The following is a 15,779-nucleotide window of genomic DNA, read 5'->3' on the forward strand; positions in this document are numbered from 1 at the left end:
ACTGGTTTGTAGTGGCTGCAAAAGTTTCCAGATAGCATAAAGGAGCGTTTCATGATTAAACTAATTGCAATTGATTTGGACGGCACTTTATTAAATAGCGAAAAGAAAATCTCCGAGGCAAATAAATTGGCCTTGCAAAGCGCCAAAGATGCCGGAGTAAAAATTGTGCTGTGTACTGGCCGACCTTTAAGAGGGATTGAAGTTTATTTGGAGGAATTGGGTCTAGAAGAAGCCGGTGATTACAGCATCACCTTCAATGGCGGCTTGGTTCAAAAAAATGATACCGGTGAAATTTTAGCCAAAAAAGCTTTAACAACAGCCAATGTTCGAGAAATTTATCAGCTAGGCAAGCAACTTGAACTGCCAGTGGACGTTTTGGCTGATGATGATGTCCTGCAGCTAACGACGGCACCCGGACATAATTCAATCTATCAAAGCTTAAATGATTTGCTGAATTTTATTCCGACAGAAATCGAAGCAATCAATGATGAAGGAACATATAATAAGGCTGTTATGGCTTATAGTGCGGCTATTTTGGATCAAAAAATTCCGGATATTCCGCAGGATTTGTATACAAGATATGAAATTATAAAAAGTCGGGCTAATCTGCTAGAATTTATGCCTAAGGGTGTGACGAAGGCTTATGGAATTTCTTTGTTGGCGGATTACTTAAAAATAACCGCCGCAGAAGTCATGGCAATCGGTGATGAAGAGAATGATTTGCCGATGATTGAATACGCCGGCATCGGTGTCGCTATGGCCAATGCGGTACCTGATGTCAAAGCCATTGCTGATTATGTGACCACTAGTAATGATGAAGATGGTGTGGCCGCTGTTATCGAGAAGTTTGTTTTTGTTGGTGAGTAAGCTGTGCTAATCAAACTAAACTGCTACAAGGATAAATTTAATACCTTAAACTGAGCAAGGATGTCAGTTCCATTTTTAGCAGTATATAAAGTCCCTGCAGTTTAGTGGAATGATATACGTACGAAGCCACTGACAGAGAGGAAAAGATTTCTTTGGAGTTCCTAGTATGAAATCTAAAATTGTCAGTACGCATACGATTCGACTAGTTGGATTTATTGGACTAAGTCGAACTCGCAATAAAACTAAATTTCAGCCAAGGAATTTATTACCTTAAAATGAGTTAGGATGTCAGTTCCACTTTTTGCAGTAGACAAAGTCCCTGTAGTTTAGTGGAATGATATACGTACGAAAATAAAACTAAATTTCTACAAAGAAATTTAATACCTTAAAATGAGCAAGGAGGAAATTCCATGGGATTTTTTGATAAAATCAAAAAGGCTTTTACCGGCGAGACGGAAGAGGTTCAAACGCCGGAGGAAGTCGAGGTCCAACAGAAATACGAGCAGGGTTTAGAAAAGACTCGTAAAACTTTTGGCGAGCGAATGAATGAATTATTTGCGAATTTCCGAACGGTTGATGAAGACTTTTTTGAAGAGTTGGAGGAAACTTTAATCGGAGCTGATGTCGGCTTTGATACAGCGATAAAAATCACTGAGGCTTTGCGTCAGGAAGTGAAGCTGCAAAATGTCAAAAAGCCGCAGGAAGTTCAAAATGTTATCATTGAAAAATTAGTCGACCTTTATGAATCTGAAGGGGTTGATGAGGTCAATGCTCTAAATGTTCAGCCTGAAGGATTAACAATTATGCTGTTTGTCGGAGTCAACGGGGTTGGTAAAACTACGAGTATCGGCAAATTGGCGAATCAATACCGTGAGGCTGGCAAAAAAGTGCTTTTAGCGGCGGCGGATACTTTTCGGGCAGGCGCGATTGATCAATTAGTTGTCTGGGGTGAGCGGGCCCAAGTCGAAGTCGTTCGTGGCAAAGCTGGCGGCGACCCTGCGGCTGTCGTTTATGATGCGGTGGCTAAGGCGCAAGAACAGCAGGCAGATATTTTATTAGTGGATACTGCTGGCCGTTTGCAAAACAAAGTCAACTTGATGAACGAATTGGAAAAAATCAAGCGCGTCATTCAGCGGGAAGTGCCAGATGCGCCCCATGAAGTGCTATTGGTGGTGGATGCGACGACTGGACAAAATGCAATGGTCCAGGCGAAACAATTTAAGGAAACAACCGATGTCACTGGTTTAGTCTTAACTAAATTAGACGGAACCGCTAAAGGGGGGATTGTGTTAGCAATTCGCAATGAGCTACATTTGCCGGTGAAATTAGTCGGCTTAGGCGAAGGCATCGATGACCTAGAACCATTTGAGCCAAATGATTTTGTGATTGGTCTGTTTAAAGGCTTGTTGAAGGAAGAATAGATTTTATGGAAACACTGAAGTCCGATTTAGTCAGACTCCAGTGTTTTTCATTTTTCCTAACAAAAGAATAACTTTATGACACTTTTTTGATAACGTTTTCTATCCTGTGATATAATTAAAATATCGCATTGTAAAAGGAGAGGAGCAGAAAAATGACTGAGAAAATTCTGGAGCGGTTGTATAGTTTGGGCATTCCTGAACTGAAAGAGGTTACTGAGCTGAAAACAATGAATGGTGATTACATTAATCTGACCTGTCTGCTACCAAACGGGAGAATCAGTAATATTTTGGATAATAAGAAACAATATTTGGCCGCAGAAATTGTAAAAAAAGATTCTGAATTTTGCTATGGCGTGGCCGCTGATGACCAGCAAATTGCCGTTTATGAATACAGCGGCGGTGGAAAAAATGCCAAACTGGTTATTTGGACAGCTCTCTAATCTGGAAATGCTCGCATAAAAATAATGCCCCCAGAAGTTAGATTTTTGTCCTAACTTCTGGGGCATTACAGTTAATAGAATAATTTTTGTAGACTTCTTTTTATGAGAGGACTTTTTTATTATTATTTGGAAGCCATGCTTGTTGTAGCCGTTGCTTCAAACCTTTGATAAAGCCAAAGGAAGCTAAGAAGGAGAAGCTGCGTCCGATTAATTCACCTAGCCAAAAAGCATGGGCCCCGACTAGCGGAATTAAAAGCGAGGTTGCTGCAATTCGAATCACTAGGTCACCAACATTACAAATCAGATAATTGCGCATGGAAAGGCTGCTACGCAGGAGGCTTTCATTCATAAATTTAAAGACTGTTAATAGCGTAATCAAACTGCTAAACAAAAGATAACTGAAAAAAAAGTTATAGGCCGCTGGATGGCTGCTGGAATCGAAAAAAAGATTGCAGAGCGTGCGAGCAAAAATCACCAACAGGAGACTGACAATTACCCCGTAGATAACAGAAATTTTAACTAAAAAGCGATAAAATTGTTTCAAGGCGGCGCTGGCTTCTGCCGCAAAAGCCCGCGCAGAATAAATCGACAGAGTCTGGGAAAATCCAGAGATGACAATTCGGCTAATATTTAAGACCCGTGTGATGGCAACGTAGCCGATAATAATATCGTTGCCTAATGGATTGACCAGAGCCTGCAGTAAAACAGAGGCAAAGGTAATCACAAATTGCTGAAACATTGACGGCAGAGCAATGTGGGCCAATTCCTTTAATAATTGCCACGACATGCGTATTTTCAGTGAGAAATCTGGGAAGCTCTGGGCTTTTTTATGGAGGGATAATAGGCTGACCACCATCAAGGCAGCCTGAGCAAAGACCGTTCCCAAGGCAGCGCCAGCAATTCCCCAGTTAAAGACCAGAATAAAAATTAAATTTAAAAGAATATTTAAGAGAGACGAGCTTAAAACTAACAGAAAACTTTTGCGGGCTTCGCCAAAGGTCAAGAGCATCGCTCGGGAAATATCATAGAGATAAATGCAGGGCACCCCAAGTAAATAAATGCGGCTGTAAGTCAGGGTATCAGCCATCAGATTTTCTGGTACCTGCATCCAAGTCAAAGCGGCTGGTAGTAGAAGCATCCCAATGACAGTCAGAATTAAGCCGGCGAGAATGGCCAGTACTAAAATATTTCCGATACTTTGAGAAAGTTTTTTAAACTGCTGCTTGCCGATAAAACGGGAAAAAATAATTTCTACAGCCAGCTCGATACCACCAGAAATAACGATGAACAGCATCAATAGATTACTGGCGTTGCCGATAGCGGCCAGCTCATTGGCACCTAATGTTTGTCCGACGATAATCATGCTGACGGCACTATAGAGCTGTTGCGTCAGCAAACTGCCAATCAAGGGCAGAGAAAAGAAAAATAATTTTCTATTCGAAACGTGTTCCATGATTTTCACCTCAATTATTTGCTATACTTTATTTATAAACTATCACGTTAGGTTATAGTCAAGCAGGAGTTGAAAAAAATGAAAAATGAATTGACGACCGGTGCTTTTGCCAAGCTGTGCCGCATTTCTAAGCGAACATTGTTTTATTATGACGAGATTGATTTGCTGAAGCCAGTGCGAGTGGATGAGAAGGGTTACCGCTATTACAATTTGTATCAAACGGATCGCTTGAGCACGATTCGTCTGTTTCAAGAAATCGGCTTGTCCCTCAAAGAAATCCAGCATTATTTTCAGGCGGCTGATTTCAAAGGGAAAAGTCAGATGCTGCAGGCCCAGCAAAGCAAATTAACAGAAAAAATGCAGGAGCTGCAACAAATTAGCGCCGGCATCGATTTTCTAAATCGACGCTTTCAACATTTTCAAAAGATTGGGGTAGATCGACTTTATCTTGATGACTTATCAGTGGCGGAGAATTATTTGCTGACTCCCCTCAAGCCCCAAGATGAAATTTCGGTCAATTATTTAAATTTTGGTTATCAATACGGGATTATTTTTCCAGAAAAAGAAATTCAGCAGGTAACGGGTCAGACCAGTTTTCAAAAAAATCAACTAGCAGCGGTTAAGCTGCCCCATGCGAGTGCAATTTTTCAGCGGTCACAAGAGCCCAGCAATTTTCAAAAGTCTGCTGGTGAGTATGTCAGCATTATTTATCTTTTAAAAAATGGCGAGATGACCAGCTGTGTGCCCCGTTTTTTAAAGGCAATTGAAGACTATCCGACGACAGGGTCCCTCTTTCATGAGGACTATTGTAGCGAGCTAGCCAGCCTTTCTGACGAATTTATCATAAAGCTTTCCCGAAAACTGCAAAAATAATAAGCGGTTTAGTACGTTATTTCCAAAGAATCCGCTATAATATACGGAGCAGATTCTCTAACAGAAAGGTGAAATCATGAATTTTAAAGCATTAATGCAAGCAACTAGCGTCTTGCCTTATCTTGAAAAGGCCCGCTTCGGTCTAGAAAAAGAAAGCCAGCGGGTCACTTTAGAGGGGGAGCTGGCGCAAACGGATCATCCCTCCGTTTTGGGCTGTCGCAGCTTCCATCCTTATATTCAAACGGACTTTAGCGAAACCCAGCTGGAATTAATTACCGGCGTAAAGGAAACTGAAACGGAAGTCTTGCGGGAGCTAGCGGCGATTCACGATGTAGCCCTGCGCTCGATGAATGACAATGAAATGATGTGGCCTTTAAGTATGCCGCCGCGTTTGCCGGAAAAAGACGGTGAGATTCAAATTGCGAAGCTAGCCCGCTTTGAAGATGTTTTATACCGCCGCTATTTAGCACGGGCGTATGGTAAGCGCAAGCAGATGGTCAGCGGAATTCATTTTAATTTTGAGTACGCCCCTGAACTAGTGACTAGCCTCTATGAAAAGCAAAATGAGTGTAGCAGTCCAGAGGAATTTAAAACTAAATTGTATATGAAAGTAGCTCGTAATTTTTTGCGCTATCGTTGGTTACTGACCTATTTGTTTGGGGCGGCGCCTTTAAGCGAAGCCAATTATTTTACCGATGAAGCGCCGCAAGAGCCGATGCGCAGTTTGCGGAACAGTCGTTTTGGCTACACCAACCATGCAGATGTCCAAGTTTCCTACAGTTCTTTAGAAAATTATCTTGCTGATATCGCTGAAATGGTTAACAGCGGCAAGCTTTCAGAGGAAAAAGAATTTTATGCGCCGATTCGTTTGCGGGGCGGCAAAAAGATGTCGGAGCTGCCTAAAAAAGGTATTCGGTATGTCGAGTTGCGCAACATTGATTTAAATCCCTTTGAAAGAATCGGCATCAGCCATGATCAAGTCCGTTTTATCCATTATTTTATGTTGTTTTTATTATGGACTGAAGAAGATGCTGCGGCTGATCAATGGGTGGCAGCCGGTGATCAATTAAGCAATCAAGTGGCGGAAGAAGCACCGTTAGCTGCAACGATTGCGAAGGCAGAAGGTCAATGGTTGATTGCTGAGATGAGTAAGATGCTGGCTGAATTCAAGTTAGCCGAGGCAGCTGAATTTATTGCCGGTTTCCAGAAGATTATCGAAAATCCTGCTGAAACATTGGCAGCCCGTTGGTTAACGGCCGCTGAAAAAACCAGTCAAGCAACCTTGGCAACAGAGCTGGCGACAACTTATTATCAAGCGGCCCATGAGCGACCTTACCAGCTAGCGGGTTATCGGGAAATGGAATTGTCCACGCAGATTTTAATGTTTGATGCCATTCAAAAGGGCATCAGCTTGGAAGTTTTAGATGAGAACGATCAATTTTTAAAGCTGCATTTTAAAAAGCATGTAGAGTATGTCAAAAATGCTAATATGACAGCCAAGGATGTCTTTATTGTGCCATTGATGATGGAAAATAAAACCGTGACGAAAAAAGTTTTGGACAAAGCCGGTTTTCACGTACCAAAGGGTTCAGAATTTAGCAGTTTAGCTAGTGCCGAAGCGGCTTTCGGCGAATTTGCGCAGCGGGCTTTTGTCATTAAGCCTAAGTCGACAAATTATGGCATCGGCATTACCATTTTTAAAGAAGGAGCCACCTTTGAAGATTATCAAGCCGGTTTAGCCATCGCTTTTAAAGAAGACAGCGACGTTTTAGTCGAGGAATTTTTACCGGGGACAGAATACCGCTTCTTCGTTTTAGACGGCGAGGTTAAGGCAGTGCTCTTAAGAATTCCTGCTAATATTGTCGGCGATGGTCGCCGCAGTATTGAAGAGCTGGTGGCCGAAAAAAATCTTGATCCGTTAAGAGGAACCAACCACCGTTCGCCATTAGAGTTAATTCAACTGGGGGATTTGGAAAAATTAATGCTGAAGGAGCAGGGCTACACAGTTGAAAGTGTGCCAGTTGATGGCCAAATTGTCTATCTGCGGGAAAATTCCAATATCAGTACCGGCGGCGACTCGATTGATTTCACCGACGAGATGCCAGCGGCTTATAAAAAAATTGCCGCCGATGCAGTGGAAGCTTTAGGGGCTGTAATCAGTGGAATTGATTTGATTATTCCGGATTTAAAAGTGGAGCCGACGCAAGAATCGACAGCGTATGGCATTATCGAGGCCAATTTTAATCCGGCAATGCATATGCACATTTATCCTTTTGCCGGCGCTGGTCAAAGATTAACGATGGACGTGCTGCAACTGCTTTATCCCGAAGTTTTTGAAGAAATGGAGAATTGTTAATAGCGGCATTGAGCTAAAACTTACAATGTAAAGTTAACAAAATTTGCTGTGAGTTAACACTTTTTAAAAATTTTAGAGTAAAAAAGGCTGTCGCAGCATTTTAGCTGGCGACAACCTTTTTTTAATATTCAAAATCTTTAATTTCAATTGTTTGTTTGGTTTCTTGGACATCCAAGCCAGTGTGTTGCTCCCACCATTGCTTCATTTCTTTTTCATAAGTTGTGGGGAACTCTTCAACAATCTCAATGATTGGCCGGCCCTGCAATTTTGCATAGGGATAATTTAAGGCCAGATTGTATTTTAATTCTGTCAGTAGGCTGTAATACTGGAACATCATATAGTTCATTTCCAGCTCATCGCTGCCAGATAAAACCATTGGCGCCCGGTCAAAAATAAAGCCGAAGCTGCGCATCATAAAGACCACGCCATCCAAACTTTCATTTTCAATTAATTCCACATCCCGCAAAATATCAATGTGGCGGTCAAGGGCATTGAACAGCTCCTGCCGTAATTCAGGATATAACTCCATCTTCCTTCCTCCATCTCTCAAATGTTTTAGTGTATAGCAGTAAGATTGCATGACGAAATTTGTCACTGAAATGCTGAAAAGAAGTTTTTCAACAACTTCTTGTTGAAGCCGACTTTTTCTCAGTCACTCAGTGAAAGTTAGACAATCTTATCAGTCAAAAATGAATTGTGGCAGACCTATTTAAATAAATTATGCCAAAAGCCGCTTTTTTTCTCTGGCTCTGCTGTAGAAGTTTCAGGAGTCAACGGATATTTGGCTTCAACATCTACCACTTCCTCATTAACAGCCGTTTTAGCTGCGAAAACCAGACCGATATCTGTCGGCTGATCCCCGACAAAATCATTCACAATCGTAAAGCGAATATTTTGTTTGCTGGCCAGCTGAAAATAAATGGACTCAACAGATTGTTCGACTTTGCCATTTAGCAAGAGGCTGCTGTCGGGATGCAGCGCAAATTCTTTTAAGAGGCTATCCTGGTTAGCTTTTTTAGGCATTTCTTCAAGGGTCATTGTCAAATGACAGCGCTCTCTAAAAGTTCCCAAATACTTGTGCTGTTCATCAGGATTGACCAGTGGGGCGCCATAAATCCCTTTATCTAAATGCTTTTGCAGTTCATCCGCCAAAAAAATCACCTCGTTGTTATGCTAAATTTATTATAGCATAAATTTATTGGAGAAAAATTTAGAAAAAGGCTTGCAAAAAAATTTAAATTTCTCTAAACTAATCGTAAGAATGAAAATCATTCTCAGTTAGAAAGGGTAGGAGGATTCTTTTTGAAAAAAAGTTTAATGGTCGGTCTGCTACTCTTACTAATTTTTATTTCATTTTTTGTTGGAGTCAATGACTTGTCGCTGTCTGGTTTGCTTTTTGATGAGGGTCAGCAACGGCTGATTTTTTTCAGCACACGCATTCCCCGGACAATCAGTTTGCTCTTGGCTGGCGCCACCATGAGCATCTGCGGTTTGGTGATGCAGCATTTGACCCAAAATAAATTTGTTTCACCCACAACTGCCGGAACAATGGACAGTGCCCGTTTAGGAATTGTCTTTGTGATGCTAGTGCTGCCGACCGCCTCCATCTTCACCCGCAGTCTTGTGGCGTTTCTCTTTGCTTTTTTAGGAACTTTAGTTTTTTTAGCCTTAAGTCGAATTCTACCGGGAAAAAATCAAGTCATGCTGCCTTTAGTTGGTGTGATGTTTGGAAATATTATCGGTTCTGTAGCGACTTTTTTTGCCTATCAATATCAAGTAGTGCAAAATATGTCCGCTTGGCTGCAGGGGAATTTTTCAACGATTACTAGAGGTGGCTATGAGTTATTGTATTTGACGATACCGGTTTTTCTTTGCGTCTATTTCTTTTCTTACGCCTTTACGATTATCGGCTTAGGGGAAGACTTAGCGGAAAATTTAGGTTTAAATTATTCTCTCTATCGTTTACTAGGAGTTTTCTTGGTGGCAGTGGCTAGTGCCGTCACTTTAATTATGGTGGGGTCGATTCCCTTTTTAGGGGTGATTGTGCCCAATGTTATCTCCTTGATGTTCGGGGATAACCTCAGACAAACACTGCCGTTAACCGCATTAGGCGGCAGCATCTTTTTGATTGCCTGTGATATTATCGCCCGCTGTGTTATTCCTCCGTATGAAATTCCCGTCAGTGTGATTACGGGAATTTTAGGCAGTCTGATTTTTATCTATCTCTTGACGAAAAAAAATCAGCCCCAAAGGAGTAACGCATGAAAAAAATGATGCTGAAAATCAGTTTTTTGACAGCGGCGGCTCTGGTGATGTGTTTGTTGTATTTGACATATAATACCCACGGGAATTTCGAGTTTGCCCTGCAGATTCGTGGCAAAAAAATAGCCGCCTTTATCTTAGTGGCAATTGCGACCAGCTTTGCCACCATCAGTTTTCAAACGATGACCCAGAATCATTTTCTGACTCCCAATATTTTGGGTTTGGATTCATTATATGTAGCTGTTCAAACGCTGCTATTTTTTGCAGTCGGCGGCGTCAGCATGCTCTCGCAGGAGGGAACCGGCCTCTTTTTAGCTAATATCGCCATCACCATGCTAGCCAGTCTACTCTTAAGCAATATTTTATTGAAACATAGTCAAAATAATTTATTTTTACTGCTGATGATTGGCATGATTTTAGGCACACTTTTCAGCAGTCTCAGCACTTTTTTACAAGTGCTGATGGACCCCAATGAATATGATTTGTTGCAGGGACGGTTATTTGCCAGCTTCAACAACGTCAATAGCTATCATCTGCTGTGGGCAGCAGTCTTGATTGGCGTGACAGCCTTGCTCTTATTAAAAGCCAGTCATTATTTAGATGTGCTGCATCTAGGACGGGAGCAGGGAATTAATTTAGGCTTAAATGTTACTCAAGTTCAGCTGCTATTGTTGCTGGCAATCAGCTTGTTGACTGGAACGGCCACGGCTTTAGTAGGGCCGGTAACTTTTTTAGGTTTTATCGTCAGCAATATCAGTTATCAATTGATGGCGACTTATCGCCATCGGTGGCTGTTTGCTGCCGCTAGTTTATTAGGAATAATTTTTTTAATCGGCGGTCAGTTTTTAGTGGAACAAGTTTTTCAGTTGAACACAACCTTAAGTGTCGTGATTGAATTTGTTGGTGGCACGTATTTTATCGGCAAGTTACTCTGGGCCAATCGTTTGACCCGCAAACAGATAAACTAGCAGGCTAAAGGAGGCAGGCAAGATGATTGATATCAAGCAAATTTCAAAGTCTTACGGGGATAAGGTGGTGGTCTCGGGCATCGAGCTACCTTTAGAAAAGCAAAAATTGACAGCCTTTATCGGGCCAAACGGTGCCGGTAAAAGCACTTTGCTGTCGATTATCAGTCGCTTGATTCCTCAAGATACCGGCGAAATTTATTTGGACCATAATGAAATTAAAGCTTGGAAGTCAAAGGAGCTGGCCAAGAAGCTAGCGATTTTGAAACAACAAAATCATATTGCCCTGCGGATTACCGTGCGGGACTTGGTCAATTTCGGCCGCTTTCCCTACAGTAAAGGCCGTTTGCAAGCAGAAGATCATCGACTAGTCGAGGAAGCTTTAGAAAATTTAGGGCTAACCGAGATGACAGACGATTACATCGATACATTGTCTGGCGGTCAGCTGCAGCGGGCTTACATTGCGATGATTTTAGCTCAGGACACAGATTATATTTTATTGGATGAGCCGTTAAATAATTTAGATATGAATTATGCGGTACAGATGATGCAAATTTTACGTAAATTAGTCGATGAGCTGGGCAAGACTGTGTTGGTCGTTTTGCATGATATTAATTTTGCGGCTACCTATGCCGATCAAATTGTTGCCATGAAAAACGGCGAACTCTTTGCCAACGGTCCCACCGACGAAATGATTCAAAATGAAATATTAAACCCTTTATACGGGATGGAAATTAAAGTGTGTGAAATTGAGGGCAAGCGCTTTTGTATGTATTTTAACTAAATGGAGGAAAAAGAATGAAAAAGTTTTTGTTAAGTGTCGGAATTGTGTTGAGTTTAGGTGTTTTGGCTGCGTGTGGCAACACCACCAGCGGCACAACTGATAGCAGTGAGACTGCTTCTTCAACAAGTAGCAGTACAGCAGCGGGGACAATTGAAGTGACCGATACTAACGGCACAGTTGAGGTTCCGCAAAATCCAGAAAAAGTTGTGGTATTTGATATGGGTTCCTTAGACACAATTGATGCTTTAGGAGCTGGCGATGCGGTCGTCGGAACAGCTGTCAGCAATTTGCCAGCTTATTTAGATGCTTATGCCGACGTCGAGTCAGCCGGTGGCATCAAAGAGCCGGATATTGAAGCAATTAATGCAATGGCTCCTGATTTAATTATTATTTCTGGACGTCAAGCAGACTATTTGGATCAATTATCAGCTATTGCACCAACGATTTATCTGGGCATTGACTACGAAAATACTTGGGACTCAATTCAAGACAATGTCAAAACCCTGGGTCAAATTTTCGACAAGGAAGACGAGGCTGAAAGCCAACTGGCTGAGCTGCAAACGCAAATTGACGAAGTCCACACACAGGCAACCGATGATGGAAAAAATGCTTTAGTTTTACTAGCCAATGAAGGAGAATTATCGGCCTATGGTGCTGGTTCCCGTTTCGGCATTATCCACGACACATTTGGTTTTTCAGAAGCCGATGACGCCATCGAAGCTTCCACTCACGGTCAAAGTGTTTCCTTTGAATATGTGTTGGAAACAAACCCTGACATCATCTTTGTCGTTGACCGGACCCAAGCCATCGGCGGTGATGACAGCCAAAACAATGTTGCCGAAAATGAACTCGTGCAACAAACGACAGCTGGCCAAAATAATCTGGTGATTATGTTAGATCCAGAAGTTTGGTACCTCAGCGGTGGCGGTCTGGAATCAGTCCAATTGATGATTGATGACGTCAAACAAGCTTTTCAGTAATTTTTAACTTTTAATAAGCCTTTAAAAAGTCTGGTTTTAATCAGCTACTTCAGAAATTTTCTAGTTACTTTGCTTGAAAATTTCTTTGAGAAAGCTGGTTGGACTGGGCTTTTCTAGTGTTTTCTTTTTTGCAAAAAGTTGGGAAGTAGAGTAGATGGGTGGGGGAGGTGGCTCATTGACGACGGGGTTCATAGAATCACCCGCAATTTTTCAAAATTATAGAACACTAAACCCAAAAAAATTCATAATTTCAGGTTATTATAAATTCATCCCAATAAAACAAACTTAATAAAACACTTTTTCATTTTTTACTCCTAACCCGCCAGTCCCTGCTGGCGGGTTCCCTTTTATTTTGAGAAAAAAATAACTTTTTTTCAAGTACAACGGGATGCATACAGTTCAACTAAGGATTAAGAAGTGAATTATTTTAGCTATTGTCGTAGGGTATAACAAAACCTATCAAAAAAAAGTTGAGAATTTTTTCGGTCCCAAATTATATTCTAGGATATAAATAGCCTATTTAATTTTACTTGTAATTGTATTGATGAGAACAGTTTTCTTTGTCTTTGAGCACATTAAAAAATAAAAATAAAATTGTAGAAATTGTATATATAGTTATTTAATCTTTAGTTTGAAAAAAGTTGATTAGACAAGATAACCCACCAGACCAACGTCTAGCAGCTATTCCTTGTAAAAATCAATTATCCATTGGTATAACTAAAATATTGAAATTCCGACTTTATAGACAAAAGTAGTTAGTGAAATAGAATTTCCACTAGATAACCAGATATAATTCGATTATGCTAAATCAACTAAAAACAGTCTAAGGCGTAAGTAGATAAACTCTAAAAATTTATGGACTCAGCTATCAACGTAAGCCACCTTATCCCAAGTGAAAAAAGCGAACTATTCCCTTTAGAAAAACTAGGGTTTACATTATGTTAAACTAGATAGAGGGGGATGGGGCATGAAAAAAATAAATATGGAATCAATTCTCTTTATTATCTGCTATGTGATAGTCGGTGTTTTATTAGGGATTTTCATTGGAATGATGACTGGAGACGGAGAAATAACACCAATTGATTTTTTATTGGCCGGAGTATTTTTTATGGTAAGTATTGTACTTCATATAATTATTCATGAAGCAGGACATCTTACAATGGGACTTTTAACAGGATACAAATTTTTGAGCTTTAGAATTTTTTCATGGCGTTTAGTGAAGCACAATAATAATATGATTTTATCAAGACAAAAAATTCCAGGTACACTGGGACAATGTTTATTGATACCACCAAAAAAAGAGAATTTTGTTTACAAGTTGTATCTATCAGGTGGAGTGCTCTTTAACTTTTTGGCTAGTTTATTGATGATTAGTTTGGTACCAATTTTTCCAATATTTTCGAGTATTTTTTTTGGAATCGGTTGTGTATTCGGTTTAATGAACTTGATTCCATCAGGATTTAATGACGGAAGCACATTTAAAATAGCTAATTCTTCCGTAGAAAATCAAGATTTACTTTTTTTACAGCTTGATAGTAATGCGCAAATGACCCTAGGTAAAAAGTATCGGGATTTACCTAATGCTTACTTTAAGTTAATTGCTGAGAATCCTGAACATAGTTATTTCAACGATTATCAAAAGTTTTTGATTTTTGGAAGAGACATGGAAAAGAGAGACTGGGCTGAGGTTATCCTAGCTCTAGAAGGGTTATGGCAGGACAAAGAGGACTTAGTTTTACCCTATCAATTAGAATTAAAAAAAGAGATGCTTTCCTATTTACTAATCAGAAGACCTGAAGATGAAAGATTAGCTGAGTTAATCAAAGATAAGCAATTGAATAGGTATTTAGAATAAAAACATTTAGTAATAAACGCGTACTGGCTGTCAAAGCATATTTTTATGATGGAGACATAAAAAAATCACTCAAGTTGATTGACGAGGTTATTTCATTTAAAGGCGAAGCTCTTAATTTAGGAGAATTTTTAATAGAATCAGATAATTTAATGTGGTTAAAAGAGAAAATAAATGAAATAGAAAATTACGTCAGATAAAGTATTAGCAAGGGGCCGCCAGACTAAGATTTGGCGGCTGTTTATTTGCGAAAACCTATTTATTTAGTTAGTAAGTAACTGAGGGGGTTGTTTGGTAGGAAAAAGTTTTTGGTGAGATAATTGTTCTGTTAAACTTTCCATTGTATTTTAATTTTTGTTAGGCATTGAATTGATCTAGGAGGGGAGTTAGTGAATCCAGGTTTGTAGACAAGAAATGTTATAAATGGGAGAGATTACAAACTAATCTATAAGAAAAATGAATATTATTACTGAACAGTAAAAGTACTCTATTAAGTCCTGTCATAGTAGTTAAGTCTGTTCATAGGGTCGAAAAGTATTCTGCTTGGATTCAAATTCAGAAATTTTTTTAATCTGATTATTTGAAAATTCAATTATTGAAACACCATCAAAACAATAATCACCTTCTTCTTGTGCATGAAAAAACCATTCTACAACTAATATATCGTTAGAAACGACTAATATTCTATAGATGTTCCATTCAATTACTGTTTGTTTTTTTAGCATATTCTTAATCCATAATTTTATCTCGGATAATCCAGAATAAACTGCTCCGTAGCACTCTCTATAAATAATATCTGGATGAAAATAATCAGTAATTTTTGAGAAATCTCTTTTAACCCAGCAATCAAAGTATGCTTTTACAATTTGTGTTTTATCCATAGTCTATCTCCTTTTTTATAGATAAATTATATCATGGGAACTAATCACATTAATAACAAAAAATTATTAGTCAATAAATGACGGAGTTCAGGGACTCAAATATGGAATCCAATTGCTATCACTACCAATTGCTCCGACTGCTAGTGATTATTTTATTATTGCGAATAATGTGTAAAATTAGGATATACTCAGATTTTCCTTTTGGCGGTATTGATTTATCGCCTTTTTTTGATTGTCTAAAAAATTTCTTTTGAAGGTAAGTTCACATAAATCACGTTATACCAAGTAAAAAATGGAGATTAAAAATTATATAAAAAAGGAAACGTCAACATATTGTTAGAACAACAAAGAGGTGATTACCTATATCAATCGTATTTCAAAAAAGAGCGTCTGTATCGGTTAATACAGACGCTACTTTATTAATCTAGATTCTGTCAAACTAAATTTTTTATAACATAAGGATTATTTAGAAAGCGCTATTTTATTTAGTTCTTTCACATTCTATGTTTGGTTCATATTCATCATAAACACTGGAAAATGTAGATCTAAAATGATCTGAAACTCGCTCTGTTTTATTTTCATTATTACTATTAATTGTCGGTGTATCAAATTTTCGTTGTTCACTCTTAGAAAACAAAGCTGAGA

Annotated in this window: 14 protein-coding genes; 10 read left to right on the forward strand and 4 right to left on the reverse strand. The window is 39.5% G+C overall.

The genetic code is table 11. The annotated features are described in order from the left end of the window. Positions 1–51: 51 nt before the first annotated feature. The 3 genes from AC1Z3S_RS02880 to AC1Z3S_RS02890 all read left to right on the forward strand — a co-directional run bounded on the left by AC1Z3S_RS02880 (position 52) and on the right by AC1Z3S_RS02890 (position 2,728). Positions 52–867 (forward strand): Cof-type HAD-IIB family hydrolase, encoded by an 816-nt coding sequence (locus tag AC1Z3S_RS02880; protein ID WP_461739096.1) that lies wholly within the window; start codon positions 52–54, stop codon positions 865–867. 410 nt (positions 868–1,277) lie between these two features. Further along, positions 1,278–2,288 (forward strand): signal recognition particle-docking protein FtsY, encoded by a 1,011-nt coding sequence (gene ftsY / locus AC1Z3S_RS02885; protein WP_265456165.1) that lies wholly within the window; start codon positions 1,278–1,280, stop codon positions 2,286–2,288. A gap of 152 nt (positions 2,289–2,440) precedes the next feature. Continuing rightward, positions 2,441–2,728: a hypothetical protein gene (locus tag AC1Z3S_RS02890; protein ID WP_461739097.1), complete on the forward strand. Its 288-nt coding sequence runs from the start codon at positions 2,441–2,443 to the stop codon at positions 2,726–2,728. Between the two features lie 100 nt (positions 2,729–2,828). On the opposite strand, the gene AC1Z3S_RS02895 is transcribed toward AC1Z3S_RS02890, so the two are convergent. Further along, positions 2,829–4,181, reverse strand: a complete 1,353-nt coding sequence (locus AC1Z3S_RS02895; RefSeq protein ID WP_461739098.1) for an MATE family efflux transporter — start codon at positions 4,179–4,181, stop codon at positions 2,829–2,831. Positions 4,182–4,259: 78 nt separating this feature from the next. Here AC1Z3S_RS02895 and AC1Z3S_RS02900 point away from each other — a divergent pair, with 78 nt between their 5' ends. Both AC1Z3S_RS02900 and gshAB read left to right on the forward strand, forming a co-directional pair. Beyond that, positions 4,260–5,054, forward strand: coding sequence for a MerR family transcriptional regulator (locus AC1Z3S_RS02900; RefSeq protein ID WP_461739099.1), 795 nt, complete (start codon positions 4,260–4,262; stop codon positions 5,052–5,054). A gap of 73 nt (positions 5,055–5,127) precedes the next feature. Then, positions 5,128–7,410, forward strand: a complete 2,283-nt coding sequence (gene gshAB, locus AC1Z3S_RS02905; RefSeq protein ID WP_461739419.1) for a bifunctional glutamate--cysteine ligase GshA/glutathione synthetase GshB — start codon at positions 5,128–5,130, stop codon at positions 7,408–7,410. A 121-nt stretch (positions 7,411–7,531) separates the two neighbouring features. Here the strand turns inward: gshAB and AC1Z3S_RS02910 are convergent, their stop codons facing one another. Next, positions 7,532–7,939 carry a hypothetical protein gene (locus AC1Z3S_RS02910; RefSeq protein ID WP_265456155.1) on the reverse strand — a complete coding sequence of 136 codons (408 nt, stop codon included), beginning with the start codon at positions 7,937–7,939 and terminating at the stop codon, positions 7,532–7,534. A 176-nt stretch (positions 7,940–8,115) separates the two neighbouring features. Further along, positions 8,116–8,562: a YueI family protein gene (locus AC1Z3S_RS02915; RefSeq protein WP_461739100.1), complete on the reverse strand. Its 447-nt coding sequence runs from the start codon at positions 8,560–8,562 to the stop codon at positions 8,116–8,118. A 150-nt stretch (positions 8,563–8,712) separates the two neighbouring features. Here AC1Z3S_RS02915 and AC1Z3S_RS02920 point away from each other — a divergent pair, with 150 nt between their 5' ends. The 5 genes from AC1Z3S_RS02920 (at position 8,713) to AC1Z3S_RS02940 (ending at position 14,256) form a co-directional block, all read left to right on the forward strand. Further along, entirely contained in the window at positions 8,713–9,675 is a 963-nt protein-coding gene (locus AC1Z3S_RS02920) for an ABC transporter permease (RefSeq protein WP_461739101.1), read from the forward strand. Next, positions 9,672–10,640 (forward strand): iron chelate uptake ABC transporter family permease subunit FitB, encoded by a 969-nt coding sequence (gene fitB / locus AC1Z3S_RS02925; RefSeq protein ID WP_461739102.1) that lies wholly within the window; start codon positions 9,672–9,674, stop codon positions 10,638–10,640. Before AC1Z3S_RS02920 ends, fitB begins: the two co-directional genes overlap by 4 nt. A 22-nt stretch (positions 10,641–10,662) precedes the next feature. After that, a complete protein-coding gene (locus AC1Z3S_RS02930; RefSeq protein ID WP_461739103.1) occupies positions 10,663–11,421 on the forward strand; it encodes an iron ABC transporter ATP-binding protein in 759 nt (252 codons plus the stop codon). Positions 11,422–11,435: 14 nt separating this feature from the next. After that, positions 11,436–12,401: a siderophore ABC transporter substrate-binding protein gene (locus AC1Z3S_RS02935; RefSeq protein WP_461739104.1), complete on the forward strand. Its 966-nt coding sequence runs from the start codon at positions 11,436–11,438 to the stop codon at positions 12,399–12,401. 967 nt (positions 12,402–13,368) lie between these two features. Beyond that, positions 13,369–14,256, forward strand: a complete 888-nt coding sequence (locus AC1Z3S_RS02940; protein ID WP_461739105.1) for a hypothetical protein — start codon at positions 13,369–13,371, stop codon at positions 14,254–14,256. A 506-nt stretch (positions 14,257–14,762) separates the two neighbouring features. On the opposite strand, the gene AC1Z3S_RS02945 is transcribed toward AC1Z3S_RS02940, so the two are convergent. Beyond that, the gene (locus tag AC1Z3S_RS02945; protein ID WP_461739106.1) at positions 14,763–15,134 is read right to left on the reverse strand and encodes a nuclear transport factor 2 family protein; all 372 of its coding nucleotides are present in this window, start codon (positions 15,132–15,134) and stop codon (positions 14,763–14,765) included. Between the last annotated feature and the right edge of the window lie 645 nt (positions 15,135–15,779).

It is taken from the genome of Enterococcus sp. LJL90 (assembly GCF_056924355.1).